Annotated in this window: 16 protein-coding genes; 8 read left to right on the forward strand and 8 right to left on the reverse strand. The window is 67.8% G+C overall.

The features are described 5' to 3' along the window. Window positions 1-177: 177 nt before the first annotated feature. On the reverse strand, window positions 178-870 hold the full coding sequence (snpA, locus tag ACWGIH_RS07995) for a snapalysin (protein ID WP_453447240.1): 693 nt from the start codon (window positions 868-870) through the stop codon (window positions 178-180). A gap of 227 nt (window positions 871-1,097) precedes the next feature. Here snpA and ACWGIH_RS08000 point away from each other — a divergent pair, with 227 nt between their 5' ends. The 4 genes from ACWGIH_RS08000 to ACWGIH_RS08015 all read left to right on the forward strand — a co-directional run bounded on the left by ACWGIH_RS08000 (window position 1,098) and on the right by ACWGIH_RS08015 (window position 3,742). Next, window positions 1,098-1,622 (forward strand): 2'-5' RNA ligase family protein, encoded by a 525-nt coding sequence (locus tag ACWGIH_RS08000; RefSeq protein WP_453447241.1) that lies wholly within the window; start codon window positions 1,098-1,100, stop codon window positions 1,620-1,622. Window positions 1,623-1,697: 75 nt separating this feature from the next. Then, window positions 1,698-2,066, forward strand: coding sequence for a MerR family transcriptional regulator (locus ACWGIH_RS08005; protein ID WP_453447243.1), 369 nt, complete (start codon window positions 1,698-1,700; stop codon window positions 2,064-2,066). Between the two features lie 46 nt (window positions 2,067-2,112). Further along, on the forward strand, window positions 2,113-3,129 hold the full coding sequence (locus tag ACWGIH_RS08010; protein ID WP_453447245.1) for an NADPH:quinone oxidoreductase family protein: 1,017 nt from the start codon (window positions 2,113-2,115) through the stop codon (window positions 3,127-3,129). A 94-nt stretch (window positions 3,130-3,223) separates the two neighbouring features. Next, window positions 3,224-3,742, forward strand: a complete 519-nt coding sequence (locus ACWGIH_RS08015) for a hypothetical protein (protein ID WP_453447247.1) — start codon at window positions 3,224-3,226, stop codon at window positions 3,740-3,742. Window positions 3,743-3,860: 118 nt separating this feature from the next. Here the strand turns inward: ACWGIH_RS08015 and ACWGIH_RS08020 are convergent, their stop codons facing one another. Then, window positions 3,861-4,556: a L,D-transpeptidase gene (locus tag ACWGIH_RS08020; RefSeq protein WP_453447249.1), complete on the reverse strand. Its 696-nt coding sequence runs from the start codon at window positions 4,554-4,556 to the stop codon at window positions 3,861-3,863. Between the two features lie 393 nt (window positions 4,557-4,949). On the opposite strand from ACWGIH_RS08020, the gene ACWGIH_RS08025 reads away from it, so the two are divergent. Beyond that, window positions 4,950-5,435 (forward strand): phospholipase, encoded by a 486-nt coding sequence (locus tag ACWGIH_RS08025; protein ID WP_453447251.1) that lies wholly within the window; start codon window positions 4,950-4,952, stop codon window positions 5,433-5,435. A 122-nt stretch (window positions 5,436-5,557) separates the two neighbouring features. Here the strand turns inward: ACWGIH_RS08025 and ACWGIH_RS08030 are convergent, their stop codons facing one another. Together ACWGIH_RS08030 and ACWGIH_RS08035 are read right to left on the reverse strand one after the other, a co-directional pair. Next, on the reverse strand, window positions 5,558-6,790 hold the full coding sequence (locus ACWGIH_RS08030; RefSeq protein WP_453447252.1) for a hypothetical protein: 1,233 nt from the start codon (window positions 6,788-6,790) through the stop codon (window positions 5,558-5,560). Continuing rightward, window positions 6,787-6,945 carry a hypothetical protein gene (locus tag ACWGIH_RS08035; RefSeq protein ID WP_453691610.1) on the reverse strand — a complete coding sequence of 53 codons (159 nt, stop codon included), beginning with the start codon at window positions 6,943-6,945 and terminating at the stop codon, window positions 6,787-6,789. Before ACWGIH_RS08035 ends, ACWGIH_RS08030 begins: the two co-directional genes overlap by 4 nt. Before the next feature lie 161 nt (window positions 6,946-7,106). Here ACWGIH_RS08035 and ACWGIH_RS08040 point away from each other — a divergent pair, with 161 nt between their 5' ends. Further along, window positions 7,107-7,616 (forward strand): hypothetical protein, encoded by a 510-nt coding sequence (locus ACWGIH_RS08040; RefSeq protein ID WP_453447254.1) that lies wholly within the window; start codon window positions 7,107-7,109, stop codon window positions 7,614-7,616. Window positions 7,617-7,763: 147 nt separating this feature from the next. Further along, a complete protein-coding gene (gene map / locus ACWGIH_RS08045; protein ID WP_453447255.1) occupies window positions 7,764-8,546 on the forward strand; it encodes a type I methionyl aminopeptidase in 783 nt (260 codons plus the stop codon). A gap of 581 nt (window positions 8,547-9,127) precedes the next feature. Here map and ACWGIH_RS08050 read toward each other — a convergent pair. From ACWGIH_RS08050 to ACWGIH_RS08060, 3 genes are all read right to left on the reverse strand, one after another. Next, window positions 9,128-9,673 (reverse strand): hypothetical protein, encoded by a 546-nt coding sequence (locus ACWGIH_RS08050; RefSeq protein ID WP_453447256.1) that lies wholly within the window; start codon window positions 9,671-9,673, stop codon window positions 9,128-9,130. Between the two features lie 196 nt (window positions 9,674-9,869). Beyond that, window positions 9,870-10,448 (reverse strand): hypothetical protein, encoded by a 579-nt coding sequence (locus ACWGIH_RS08055; protein ID WP_453447257.1) that lies wholly within the window; start codon window positions 10,446-10,448, stop codon window positions 9,870-9,872. A gap of 281 nt (window positions 10,449-10,729) precedes the next feature. Next, window positions 10,730-12,184 carry an MFS transporter gene (locus ACWGIH_RS08060; RefSeq protein WP_453447258.1) on the reverse strand — a complete coding sequence of 485 codons (1,455 nt, stop codon included), beginning with the start codon at window positions 12,182-12,184 and terminating at the stop codon, window positions 10,730-10,732. A gap of 167 nt (window positions 12,185-12,351) precedes the next feature. Between ACWGIH_RS08060 and ACWGIH_RS08065 the strand changes: the two genes are divergently transcribed. Next, complete coding sequence (locus tag ACWGIH_RS08065; protein WP_453447260.1) at window positions 12,352-12,807, forward strand: MarR family winged helix-turn-helix transcriptional regulator; 456 nt, start codon at window positions 12,352-12,354, stop codon at window positions 12,805-12,807. Between the two features lie 31 nt (window positions 12,808-12,838). On the opposite strand, the gene ACWGIH_RS08070 is transcribed toward ACWGIH_RS08065, so the two are convergent. Then, window positions 12,839-13,765 carry a bile acid:sodium symporter family protein gene (locus ACWGIH_RS08070; RefSeq protein WP_453447262.1) on the reverse strand — a complete coding sequence of 309 codons (927 nt, stop codon included), beginning with the start codon at window positions 13,763-13,765 and terminating at the stop codon, window positions 12,839-12,841. Window positions 13,766-14,082: the final 317 nt, after the last annotated feature.

Here is a 14,082-nt window from a genome sequence, read left to right on the forward strand (position 1 = left end):
ATCCGGACGGCGTACGAAGGTACCCACGCACCCGAGTCGGCCGCGGAAGCGCGATGCCCTCCCCCGAGGCAGGGCGACCTGCGTCGGAGGAGGGCGCGCCGCACGCGGTCGGGGCGGTCACCCCGGGGGGCAGTTGGCGGTTGGTGACCGTGCGCCCTGCGGTGGCGTAGTGCCCGGTCAGTGGACCTTGGTCAGCTCACCCTTGTCCTTGAGAGTGGCGATTCCCCTGGCCCACAGGTTATTCACCCGCTGGCGCTCTGTCGCGTTGGGGTAGGCGTTGGTGCAGGACGTGCCCGGGCCGCCGCCGGACATCAGTTCGCTGCACGGGCCCGAGTAATGGTCGGGCAGACCCAGCACGTGACCCGTCTCGTGAGAAGTGACCCGCGTGGAGTTGTACTGCTGGTTCTGCCGGTAGTCCAGGAAGATGTAGCCGTGACCGCGCCCATCGGTGGAGGCGTACGAGCCGCGCGAATCGTTGCCCTCGCGGTACTCGAAGTCGGCGCCCGAACTGGACTCCTGCAGCTTGACGTTGCTGACCGAGGAGTTCCATATCTGCGTGCTCTGCGCTATCTGACTGCGGAAGCTCGGCGCCCGCGTCGTGCGGTACCGGACGGTGACGAGCTGGATGCCCGGCTGCGCCGCCTGCTTCTTCAGCGCCGACTTCATGACGGCATCGAAGAACTCGCGGTTGGCTGACGCCTCCTCGGCGGAGCCCGCGTACGCCGACGTGGCGTTCGATGGTGCAGACTTGAGCGCGTCGGGTGCGGGCGCCGCGAACGCCGTGGGCGCGGCGGCGAGCGAGCTCACCAAAGCAGTGGCGCCGAGGAGAGCCAGGAGGCTGGTGCGGGATCTGGTACGGGATCTGTTCATGGGGGTGAGTCCCTTTTTCGGATGTCCGGTGGCCTGGAGGGCCGGGGTGACCGGGAGCCTTCGGAGCACGAGGGCACCTCGAGTCCCGGGACCGAGGCCCGTTGAGTGCGGCCCTGCGGTCGCAACGAGTATCGGGAAGACGGGGCTCATCCGTACCGATACCATTCGGCGATAGCGGCAGAGCATCAACTGTTATGCGTAGAGCGGGAGTTGAGGGGAAGGCAACGATGCCTGTGCCGGGGACGACGGCTGTACTGGCACTGCTGCCGGACGCCGAGCCGCTCTTGGATCTGGCCACCCGGGTGGACGCGCGGGTGGTGCGGCCCGGTGTGCCCGCACACGCCACGCTGCTCTACCCATGGCTGCCCGCCGAGAAGATCGGGCCCGGGGAACTGGAGCGGTTGCGGGCCGCCCTGGTGAGGGCGACGCCGGACGCCGGCCGGATTCGCCTGCGGCTGACCGAGGTCGAACGAGATGGTGCGTTCGTCGGTGTCCCGGTGCCCGAACTGCGTACGCTGGCCACCGACGTTCGAGCCGTGTTCCCCGAACAAATCCCCTATGGCGGCCGGTTCGGGCAGGATCCGCCGGTGCACATCACCGTGTCCTTGGACGCGGCTGACCATACCGCCACCGACATCGAGCGTCAGCTCACCAGCCGTCTGCCGATCACTACCGTGGTGTCCGCCGTTCACGTGGTCGCTCTTTCACCCGCCGGCTGGCAAGTTCTCGCCGAACTGCCGCTCACCCCTTGACCCGGTGCCGTCTCCGATCACGCCAACAACAGTGACACTGGAAGATCGTGGCGCTCCCGGGCGTTGGTCGCAGATATGCAGATCAGCGAAGCTTCCAAAATCAGCGGTGTGAGCGCGAGATCTCTGCGGCACTACGAGGATGAAGGTTTGATCGTCCCCGGCCGTTTCACCAACGGGTTTCGCGACTACTGCCAGTCCACCATTGATCGGGTGCTGGTCATCCGCTCGCTGCTGGAGTCCGGGCTTCCCGTGCGGCTGATCCGCGAAGCCCTGCCCCGTCTCACTGACGGGACCGAAGCCGGCACACCCGAAATGGTGTGCGCGGAGTTCCTGCACGAGGTGCAGAGCCATCGCGATCGGCTCGCTGCGCGCATCGCCATTCTCAGCGATCAGCAGGCGGCGCTCGACACCTACCTTCGAGAGGCCCGCCGCCCTGATCACTGACCGGCGCTTGACCTTGACGTAAGTGTCAGCGTCCTACGTTCGCTGCATGAAGAGCAACGAACAGCGGCACACCGCTGAGCAGCCGGTACGCACACTGGTCCAGCAGTCTCACCGGGGGCCCGGAGACCTTTCCCTGACGGCTGATCAACGCCGCCCTGCCCCGGGGCCGGGCCACTACCTGATCCGTGTGGGGGCCGCCGGGGTCAACTTCGCTGACGTCATGCAGACACATGGAACGTACGACGGAGGCCCACAGGTGCCCTACGTGGCGGGCTTCGAGGCGGCCGGTGAGATCGTGGGCATCGGCCCGGGCGTCGAGGGTCCGCTCCCGCTCGGTACCCACGTCGTCGGCACCGGCCCCGGCGCCTTCGCGCAGTACATGACGATGCCCGCCGCGGGCGTACTGCCCGTGCCTGCCGGTTGGAGTGACGCCGAAGCCCTCGGCCTGGTGCTGAACTGGGCCACCGCCTTGGCCGCGCTGAAGCCGCTGGGCGACGTCAAGGCTGGTGAGGTCGTCCTCGTACACGCCGCCGCCGGAGGTGTGGGGCAGGCTGCCGTTCGCCTCGCCCGCCACTACGGCGCGCGCGTGATCGCCACGGCGTCACCGGCGAAGCATGACACGGTCGAAGCGCTCGGAGCCGACGAGGTGCTGGACAGCCGGCGCCCCGATCTGGCTGAGGCGATCACACGTCTGACCGACGGTGTCGACCTGGTCCTGGAGTCGGTGGGACAAGCCACGTTCCAGACCAGCCTCTCGGTGACCAAACCCTTCACCGGACGCGTCATCGTGTTCGGCGCCGCTTCCGGCGACGCAACTGTGACCACGCACGATCTCGTCTTCGCCCACCAGGTCCAGCTCAAGGGACTGCACATCGGTGCGCTGGCAGCCGCAGCGCCATCCCTCTATCGTTCGCTGCTCGTCGAGCTCGAGGCCCTCATAGCCCGCGGCGTGTACCCGCCCGGCACGCCCCATGTCCATCCGTTGGCCGACGGGCCGACGGTTCTCAAGCAACTCGAAGCGGGCCAGACCCGTGGCAAGCACGCCCTCGATCCCTGGCGCTAGGGACGCCCGCGCTTTCCCGAGCTGCCCGCCTGCCACGCACCCGGGCGCCTACCTGTCGCCTACAGGCGATCCGGGCAGCGCTACGGTTCGTTGCATGACGAGTGACGGCGTAGTGGTGGATGAGGCGATCCGTGCGGCGTGGGCTTCCTACCGTGTCCTGGACAAGCGGACCTCCGCCGAGGACCGCAAGGAGGCGCAGCAGCACGTCCAGGCCGCGGTGGACGCGTACGGCCGTGAGGAGGTGTCCCGGGGCACCGTCTTTCTGGTGGGCGTGCTGACCGGATATCTCATCGCCGAACAATCCGGCAGCAAGGATCGGCTTGATCCACTCAGCGATCTGATCCCCGCTGTGATCCGCCGGCTTCCCACGTTCGAGATGGCCGACCCAGCTCAGGTGCCGATGGCCACCGGCGTCCTCATGGCCGCTGCCATGGGCATGGACACCGTCGTGTGGCGGGACCGGTTCGGGCAGATTCCGCCGGAGGAGGCCCTCGTGCACGGCTTCGTGTTGTGGCTGCTCGCCGACCTTTTCGATTCCCTGGCCGGACGGCCCGGGGTCATCGACCAACTGATGCGGGAGACGTTCGACTCCATGGCCGATGAGCAAAGCTGACGTGCGGGGTGGGGCAATGTCGGCTGTCGGATACGCCGGTGACCACGCTGCGAAGTCCCGCCCCCGGCCGCATCGAGGCCAGGGGCGGGAAGGTGACCTCGTACTCGCCGACAGGCGATCAGGTTCCTGGCTTGCGGCCGTAGACGAAGACGTCATCGCCCTTGCGGAGCATGTTCCAGTACTGCACAGCGTCCTTCTTCGTCATGTTGACGCAGCCGTGGGAGCCCGGAGGTGACCAGACGCTGATGCCGACCGAATGGAACGCCTGGCCGCCATCGAAGAACTGGCTGTACGGCATCGGCACGTCGTAGATGCTCGACACGTGGTCGATGTTGCGCCAGTAAACCTTCTTCAGGCCCGTGCGGGTCTCGTGGCCGTTGCGGCCGGTGCGCACCGGGACCGGGCCGTACTTGAGGTTCGTGCCGTCCTGGATCCAGCTGAGCTGAAGAGTCAGGTCGACGCAGGCGATGCGCCCCTTGTTGGTCGGGCACTTCCCCGCCTTGTTGGGGTTGTTGCCCACCGCCTTCTGCTTGTTCATGAGGTTCATGACGCCCCAGGTGACGCTGCCCGCGTACCCGGCGTTCGGGGTGATCTTGTGCTTGGTCTGGAAGGCCTTGATGACCTTGCAGTCGGCTGCCGACTGCTTGCCGTCCACCGGGCGGCCGAGGAACTTCTCGACCTGCTTCTGGTACGGGCCGGTCTGCGTCGAGCACGACGCGGCCTGCGCACTGCCTGTGCCGAGCGCCACCGTGAGCGGGGCCACCAGCACGGTGATCCCCAGAGCCACGGCTCCTCGTCTGCGTATGTCCCCCATTGCTGCCTACTCCTCGTTCGTCCTTGGTTCGCGGGTCGGATCCCACCTGCTAGACGACGCGGACCTCGGGTCCGTTGTAGGGCGAATCGACACAGGTGTGTAACAAGGGAAGATTTGCCGCCGGGGTACGGCGGGTGGTCGCGGCCATCGAGCACCTCGCCGGGGCCCGGCGGGCCGAGGGTGCGTTCGGCAGCGCCGAGCCCGCACGGAGCCGACCGCCTGCCCTGACTGCTCCCGGGCCCGCCGCCGTCCCCTCCCCCAGGCCGCCTCCAAACGGCGTAAAACCCTGCCGGTCAAGTGGAGTTCACGCGCGCGTCTCGTTTGTTGAAATGCCAACTGTGGGAATGACAGGGCTTGTTGAGACGGAAGTGTCATCCCCCCACAGGAGGCCCCATGCGCCGACGACTGACCGCTCTCGCCGTGAGTACCGCTTCCCTCACCCTGGCTCTAGCAGGAGCCGCCACCCCCGCGTCCGCCGTGCCCGCCGACAAGGCACAGGTGCTCAGCCAGTGGACCCAGACCGACGCGGGCAGCTACAGCGCCTGGGCGTCGGCCAACGCGAATCAGGGGGCCTGGAGCGCCTACCAGTTCAACTGGTCCACCGACTACTGCTCCACCTCCCCCGACAACCCCCTGGGCTTCCCCTTCAAGACGGCCTGCGCCCGGCACGACTTCGGCTACCGCAACTACAAGGAGGCAGGCACCTTCAGCGCCAACAAGGCCCGTGTGGACAGCGCCTTCTACGAGGACCTGAAAAGAGTGTGCGCACGGTACAGCGGCGCGACGAAGACCACCTGCAACGGTACGGCCTGGACCTACTACCAGGCCGTCGACAAACTCGGCTTCTCCGGCGTAGTGGGCGACAAGACCGCCCACTGACCCAACCGCTCACCTGGAGCCACGGGCGGTGGCCGCGTACATGGCCACCGCCTCTGCGCCCTCCCCGCAGCCACAACTCCGGAGGTGGCCCACGCCGTAGGTTGGCCCTGTCCCGGGCATCATCACAGCAACGCCGCGACACCTTCCCGGTCCTCGGGCAACCCGGCCGCGCGGAACCACAACCAGTTACCGGCGATGCCGCCCGTCACCTCGTCAGCGTCCACGAAGGCCCGAAGCAGGTCGCGTTGGGCGGGGGTGAGCGGGTGGGCCGGGTCATAGCCGCCGGGGAAGGCCCTGAAGAGGATCGGCCCGCGTTCATGGTCGGTGATCGACGCACCGCCGGCGGCCACGATGGCGACGGCCACCGGCGCCACCTCCTCGAACGATTCGGCGAGAGCGAGGGCGGAACGCAGCACGGTGAACCGGAACCACCCGTCGAGTCCGGGCAGCGGTTCGGGGAACCAGCTGTCCGTCGTACGCGGGTTGCGCAGCGCGTCGAGCAGTACGGCGAGAGCGCGTGGCCGGTCCACACGGACGGGACCCAGCGCGGCGCAGACCCGCACGGCCGGGTCGGGGTCGGCGAGCAGGTCGGAGGTATCCATCCCCCACACGCTGAGCGCCCGCGCCACACCCGCTCGCTCTCGTCGCCCCGCCGCGGCGCCCAGCCCGGCACGCAGCAGCGCGGCGGCACGCGGGGCCCGGTCGGCGAGGTCCGGGGCGGACAGGAGCGGGACCGCGGCACTGAGCGCTGCCTCGCGGACGTGTGGGTCGGGAGCGGAGAGGAACGGTTCGATGGCGTCGTAGAGGGCCGGGCGTACGTCCCGGCATGCGTGCAGTGCGGCGAGTTCCTGCGGGTCCCGCTCGCCTCGCGTTTGTTCGCGCCAGGGCTCCCACTGCCAGTCGGTCCGCTCCCGCACCGGATCCTCCCCGTAGGCGGCCGACTCGGCCACCTGCCCCAGCCAGACGAGCAGGGCGGCCCGCAGGCTGCGGGGTGGCCCGTCGTCCCACGGGAAGTGCCCTTCGTGCTCGGCCAGGCCCGTGGGGTGGTCGAGGATCGCGGCGACGAACAGCGCCGCGGGCGCGGTGACGGTGTACAGCGAGCCCTGGTGCAGCACCCTCATGTCCAGCGCGGCCAACGCCTCGGACCTCGCTTCGGGGTCCTCGTCCACCAAAGAGCACAGGTGCGGGGGTATGTCCCCGGCGGGACCGTAGGCGTGGTGGAGGGAGCCCCAGTCCGTCTCCGACAACAGTTGCCGGGCCGCCGCCGGCAGCCCGCTCAAGATCCGCGTCAGGCGTACGACTCTCTCCTCGTCCTTCGCGCCCGGGATGGGCGGTACGCAGTCCTCGGCCGTCACTGCTGCTGGTCCACGCCGGAGTGGGGCACAGGCGCCGTGCTGCATATGTCGGCGTCGGCAAAGGCCCGACCCCACACGGCGGGGGCCTGGGCCGTCAGCAGCTCAGGGCGGCGGACCCCGCAGTATGCGTGGGCGGTTCCGAGATCACTGGTCATGGTGCCGGAGCCTAGTGAACGGCGTCGGCTGCCCTTGGCGCGCCTGAGACATGGCACCCAACCGCGGCGCACCGGGGGGCGTCAAACTTGACGGCTTGGGCCATGTGCAGCGGGCATGGGGCCCGTAGATTTTTGGGGGTACGTCGGTGGATCTGAGCTCAGTGGTCATCGCTGTGGCGGGCGTCGCGGGAACCCTGGGAGGGGCTCTTCTCACCCAGCGCGGTTCCAACCGAGCGAAGCGCCTGGAGATAGAGCTCGTTCGAGACCATGAGGAGGTCCGTGAGAACCGTGCGCTACGACGCACTTGCTACGTCGAGCTCAACCGAGATGCCCGGCAGTTCACCACCGCGCTCAACCGCCACCTGCACGTCATGAAAGAACGCGGCGTGGAGGAAGCTCACGTCGACGCCCTTGAACAGGCGAAGGATGCGCACCGCGATCGATACTCCGAAGCACAGATGATCGCCCCGGAGGAGGTGCTTGTGCGAGCCAGTGTCGTCAACCAAGCCTTGAACAGGGTCTACGGCCAGGTGAAGCGCCTGGAACGCGGCGCACCCGAACCAGGCGAAACGATGCAGACCGCGACCGAGTCGCAGTTCGAGCTCTGGGAGATGCTTCGGACCATGCGAACGGCCATGCGGCACGACCTCGGTGTCGCACAGGAGAACTGAGAGCAGGCACCCCACTCGATGCGGGCTCTCTTGACCGCAGCGATGAGGACACGACGCGACCGTCGCGTTCGCTCCTGACCACTACCCTATTCCAATACCGGTATAGTTTGACCGGTATAGTTATTGGAAGCACACGAGAGGCCCCCCATGATCGAGATCCTGAACTCCGCGCGGATCGAGCGGGCTAGGGACACCGGCGCCCTGGTCGGACACATCCTGCACACGCTGAAGCAGCGCAGCGCGGTGGGCACGAACCTGTTGGACATCGACCAGTGGGCCAAGGAGATGATCACCGAGGCGGGTGCGCAGTCCTGCTACGTCGACTACGCGCCCTCCTTCGGCCGCGGCCCCTTCGGGCACTACATCTGCACGGCCGTCAACGACGGAGTGCTCCATGGGCGGCCTCACAACTACACACTGGCGGACGGCGATCTGCTGACTCTCGACCTCGCCGTGGCCAGGGGCGGGGTGGCCGCGGACGCCGCGATCAGCTTCCTGGTGGGCAAGGCCAGGCCTGCGGAAAGCGTCGCGATGATCGAGACGACCGAACGCGCACTGGCGGCCGGCATCGCCGCGGCCAAGCCCGGGGCGCGTATCGGCGACCTCTCGCACGCCATCGGCACAGTCCTCAGCGAGGCGGGCTACCCGATCAACACCGAGTTCGGAGGCCACGGGATCGGTACGACCATGCACCAGGACCCGCACGTCGCGAACACCGGACGCCCCGGCCGCGGATATAAGCTGCGCCCCGGTCTGCTGCTCGCCCTGGAGCCCTGGGTCATGGCCGACACTGCCACCCTCGTCACCGACGCCGACGGGTGGACTCTGCGCAGCGCGACGGGCTGCCGGACCGCGCACAGCGAGCACACCATCGCCATCACCGAGACCGGAGCCGAGATTCTCACCCTGCCGGCACAGGCACGACCGTAAGGGCGCCCGCGCCACCTCCTGGACCGGGGGGGGCGACGCTGGTCGTGAGATCGCGTCTGTCCGCCCCCGCCCAACGGCGCGATCATCGACACCGGCACCAGCTCTTACCTCCTCGACTGCGGCGTCCACGCCGCCGTCGGGGCCTAATACGGACAGTCGTTCGCTTACTGTCGCGTTGCCTGGGCAGCCTCAGAGAAAGGTGCACGACGGTCGTTGGGGAGGGAGCTGAGCGCAGTGAACTGCCCTTCTTGCGGAGGCGCGGCGCAACAGGGCTCGGACGGCTCCTGGGCGTGCGGACAGTGCGGTCCCATCTCCCGTTCGGCGCCCGTGTCGTGGGGAGGATCGCGGTCGCCCCCAGAGTCGACCGTTGATTGCCCGCAGCCATCGGAGATCACGACCACGGACTGCCGCGGCTGCGGCACCCAGGTGTCGGGCATCAGCGGGCGCTACGCCTGTGGAGTGTGCGGCTGGACCAACCCGTGGGACGAGGGGCACCAGGACCTGCCGGACGCCGACGATGATCCTGACTGGCCGGGACGCGGACGGAGAATCTGAATCCCTCCTCCGGCAGGCCACACCGTCTATGCCTCTTCCGCAGGTGAGGGCGTGGACAGGCTGCGGGCGTGCTCGTGCCAGTACGCCGCGCTCTGCGAGCTCTGCTTGACCACCTGGTCGGGAGCGGAAGGAGCGGGCCAGAACTGCAGGAGATAACGGTCGGCGATGCTTCCGCCGTCCAGTATGGCCAGCTCCTGATCAACGGACAGATCCATGCCGCTTGCGCAGTAACGCACGCGGTGCGGGACCAGGGGCAGCTCCGCTGTGCACAGAGGCCCATCACCCCACGGCACGATGACCGCAGAGGTGGACGCGGGCTGGAACGGCACTTCCACGACGTCCTCCCACGCCTCGTCCAGGGGCGGCACAACGTCGTGCACCTCGACAGTCAGGCCCACGCGCCCGGTGTGCAGGCCTGTCGTCAGAAAGAGGTGGCCCGGCACGGCAGCACCGCACAGACCGTTGCTCTGTCCCCCTCGGGTCTCCGAGGTCGCGCCGTACGTCTCTGGTCGACTCTCCACGTAGAACTGCCGATAACTGACGTGAAGCTCGCCGTCGTACACCGTCTGCATGGCCACTTCCTTCGAGTCGGCTCAGCTCGCATGACCGGCCTACAAAGGGGCCCCCGTCATGTGGCTGCACGGTACGTCACGGCGGGCGCCCGGAGCCGGGTCAAGTGCGCCGAGCAGGAGCCGACTTGGGCAGTGACTCGTCGGAAGCAGCGGGGCCCTGTCGGCGGACTGCCCACAGGACCCCTACCTGCCGGGGTCAGGCCTGAGTCTTGTGGATCTTCCAGTCCGCGACGTTGGAGCTGCGGTTGAAGTACGCGTTGGTGCACAGGTCGTACTTGCCGCCGTCGGCCGTGCTGTGGTTGTTGGTCTCCAGGAAGCCGCCGTTGTCGCCGTAGAGGTTCCACAGGTGGACCACGTCGCCCGCCCTGACGTACTGGTCGGCAGGCGTGGAGGTCTGGGCGAAGATGCGCCAACGCCCGGTGCCCGCTGCGCGATCCCTGGCCTCCGAGGTGGCGACATCGAACTTGGCGCCGGCGGTCTTCTGTACGTCGGAGGCGTGGCCGTTGGTGTCGAGGTACCCGCCGTCGCCTCCGTACAGGTTGCGCAGGTACACCACGTCGCCGCTCACCACGGGCTGTCCGGCACCCTTGCCGGAGGCGGAGAGAATCTCCCACGTTCCGGTGCCCTTGCCGCGGGCGGGAGTTTCGGCGGTCGAGACCTGGTACTTGCCGCCCGAGGCGCTGCTGTGGCCGTTGGTGTCCAGGTAGCCGCCCTGCCAGCCGTTGTAGCCGTTCTGCAGGTGGATCTGTTCGCCGTACTTGAGCTCGTTCGCCATCGACTCGCTCCTTGGATGGGGGGTGCGTGTACGGACAGCCGGGCACTGCCCAGCGAGGACACCAGACATCCTGCCGATACCGGATTCATAAGGAAGGCGATGAACAAACCTGGCTAATACTCGTTTGGCACTCTTTCAGCCAGAAAAAGGCCAGCGTCAGACCAGGCTCGGCGGTCGGCGGTCGGCGGTCGGCTCCAGATCCCCACGCGCCAGAGCGAGTTGACCGGCGGCCCGCACAACCCCAGCGGGGTCGAACAGGCCGCCGTCACGCGTGCTCGGCTTCAGCCTCGGGCGGTTGCCCCTTCGACCGCGGCCGCCCGCCCGGTCTCGTCTTCCGCGGGCCGGGAGAGGCCCGGGATGACGGCGGCGACCGCGGCGGCCAGCAGTGCGACACCGCAGCCGATCATCAGTCCGACACGGAAGCCGTCCTCGGAGGCGATGGTGTGCCCACCACCCATGTCGAGGGTCATCTGCGCGAGGACCACACCGATCACGGCCGATCCGATGGTCGTGCCCAGCGAACGCATGAGGGTGTTGAATCCGTTGGCGGCAGCGGTCTCGGAGAGCGGGACCGAGCTCATGATCAGGGCGGGCATCGCGCCGTAGGCGAGGCCGACGCCACTGTTGATGACAAGTCCGACGACCATCAGGCCCCAGGCCGAACCCATGAGCATCAGGGACAGGCCGTATCCAGCGGCGATCACAAGCGCGCCCAGAACCAGGGCGAGCTTCGGACCACGGGCGTTGATGAGTTTTCCGCCCAGCGGAGACACGATCATCATCATGACGCCACCGGGCGCCATCCAGAGGCCGGCGGCCAGCATCGACTGCCCCAGGCCGTATCCAGTGGCCTCGGGGAACTGCAGGAGCTGTGGGGCGATCAGCATGAAGGCGTACATGCCGACGCCCACGAGGATCGAGGCGATGTTGGTGAACAGCACGCGCGGGCGGGCGGTGGTCCGCAGGTCGACCAGGGGTTCACGGGTACGCAGCTCGTAGAACCCCCAGACGCCGAGCGCCACGACGGCGACGGCGAACAGGCCGAGCGTGGTACCTGATCCCCAGCCCCAGTCGGCACCCTTGGATATGGCCAGCAGGAGCGACACGAGGCCGATGGCCAGCCCGATCGCGCCGGGCGCATCGAAACGCTGCCCCTTGGCTCCAGCGGGCACATCCGGAACGTAGAACCAGATCAAGGTGGCGATCATCAGCGCCAGGACCGCGGAGCCCCAGAACAGCACGCGCCAGCTGGCGTACTCGGCGACGGCTGCGGAGATCGGCAGGCCGAGCGCTCCCCCGATGCCCATGGAGGCACTGACCAGCGCGATCGAGCCGCTGAGCTTCTCGGTGGGGACCACGTCCCGCAGGAGGGCGATACCCAGCGGCACCATGCCCATGCCCATGCCTTGCAGGCCCCGCCCGACGATCATCGGCACGATCGATGAGGAGAGGGCGCAGATCACCGATCCGAGGACCAGCGGTACGGCGCAGATCAACAGCATCCGGCGCTTGCCGATCAGGTCACCCAGGCGGCCGGAGACGGGTACGCAGACACCCGCGACGAGCAGAGTGACGGTCACCACCCACGCCGCATTGGAAGACGACGTGTCCAGGATGTGTGGCAGCTCGGCGATGAGTGGGGTGACCAGAGTCTGCATGACTGCGGCCACTGTGCCGGCGAGTGCCAACGTGGTGACCACGCCGCCGGTTCGGGCTACAGGCTGGGAGGCGTTCATGACGCGAGTCCTCAGGGTGCTGGTTGGGAGAATGGATATGCATAGTACATGCACCTTGTATTATGCATACTCAATGGTCGATGCATACTCTGAGGGAGAATGCCGTTGAGCCGCCAGCTCCGCGAGGGGAGGGACGGCGGCCGACCGGAACGGAGAGGCACGAGCGCATGGACAGGGCCACGAGCGAGGTCGAGTACGAGCAGATGCTGCTCAGCCGTCACGGGCTGATGACCCGCAGAAGGGGCCGCCGCGTAGACGGCGTGATGGAACGCAGCGCCTACGTTCTCCTCAGTCGCATTCGCGTCCAGGGCCCCATGTCCATCGGTGAGCTGAGCGAGGCCTTCGACCTCGATGTCTCGACCCTTCAGCGCCAGACCTCCGCCGCCACGCGCGCCGGCCTGGTGGAGCGGATTCCTGATCCGGCGGGCGGCATGGCCCGCAAGTTCCGCATCACGGACGAGGGATCCCGCCTCCTCGACGAGGAACGTGAGGGCATGATCCGTTCCCTGAGCAAGGTCATGACCGACTGGCGCCAGGAAGACGTCTCCGCGTTCGCTCACTACCTGCGGCGTTTCAACACCGACCTCGAACGTCTCGACGGACGTCCGTGGCCACGCCCCTGAAGCACTCCCTGCATAACGTCCATTGGGGCAACTACTGTGGGCCCACCGGCTTTTGGGGTGTACGGGGTCCGCCGTCAGAGGTGGTGGCCGTTGTGTTCGGGGCCATGCGGCGCAGCAGGAAACCGGCCGCCAATGCCATGGGGAACATGAGCACCGCGTAGACCGCAGAGGGGATCGCCATCCGGGTGCTGTCCAGGAGCGAGGGGCTCAGCGCGATCGCCATCGACAGTGTCGTGTTGTGCATGCCGATCTCGAAGCAGGTGGCAACGGACTGGCGGTGATCGCCGCGGACCAACCGCGTCGCGCCGTAACCGACGCTCAGAGAGATGACGCCGAAGATGACGACGACCAGGCCGACGTCGGCGAGATATCCCAGCACGTTCTCCCGCTCGGCGACGAGGGCCACGATGATGATTCCGATGAGCGCGACCACCGCCGTCACCTTCACCACTCGGGTGGAGCGCTCGGCGAAGTCTGGACGCCGACGTCGCACCAGCATCCCGGCGGCCACCGGCACCAGTACCACGAGGAACACCTGAAGCGTCTTGTCGAAACGCAACCCCAGCGCCTCATCCGAGCCACTCATGAAGTGATCCAGGGACAGATTCACCACGATCGGCAGCGTGACGACGGCGATGACGGAGTTGATGGCGGTCAGCGTGATGTTGAGGGCGACGTCGCCACCGAAGAGATGACTGAAGATGTTCGCCATGGTGCCGCCCGGAGACGCCGCAAGCAGCATCATGCCCACCGCCAGCGCCGGCCCCAGGTCGAAGGCAAGCACCAGTCCCAGGCAGGCAGCCGGCAACAACACCAACTGACAGATCAGCGCACAGGCCACCGGCCGCGGATAGGCCGCGATCCGACGAAAGTCAGCCACGGTCAGACCGAGTCCAAGACCGAACATGATCACGGCGAGGACAGCGGGAAGCAGATAGGTGGTCAACGGTGAGTCCACCACCACAGACTCCGGGACACCGCCCGAAAAGTACACGCCCCTGACCTCGCGCCTTCCTGTGGGCGACGGGGGCGCTGCCGGGACGGCCGCTGGATCTCGTGATGCCGACCTGCGTCACGCCGCGTCGGAGCCTCGCCGGGCCATGCTCTCGACACGAACGTCGCCGCTACGCCTCCCCGGCCAAGGAGCGGGCGATGTGGAACTGCCGCTCGGCCTCAGCCGGGCGGCCTGATGCGGCGTACGTGTGTCCGAGCCGGAGGCCCGCGGTGCGGCGGCGCGCCGCCAGAATCAGCAGCGCGCCGCCCCGTCATCACCGC

The sequence above is a fragment of the Streptomyces sp. NPDC054872 genome (assembly GCF_053610705.1).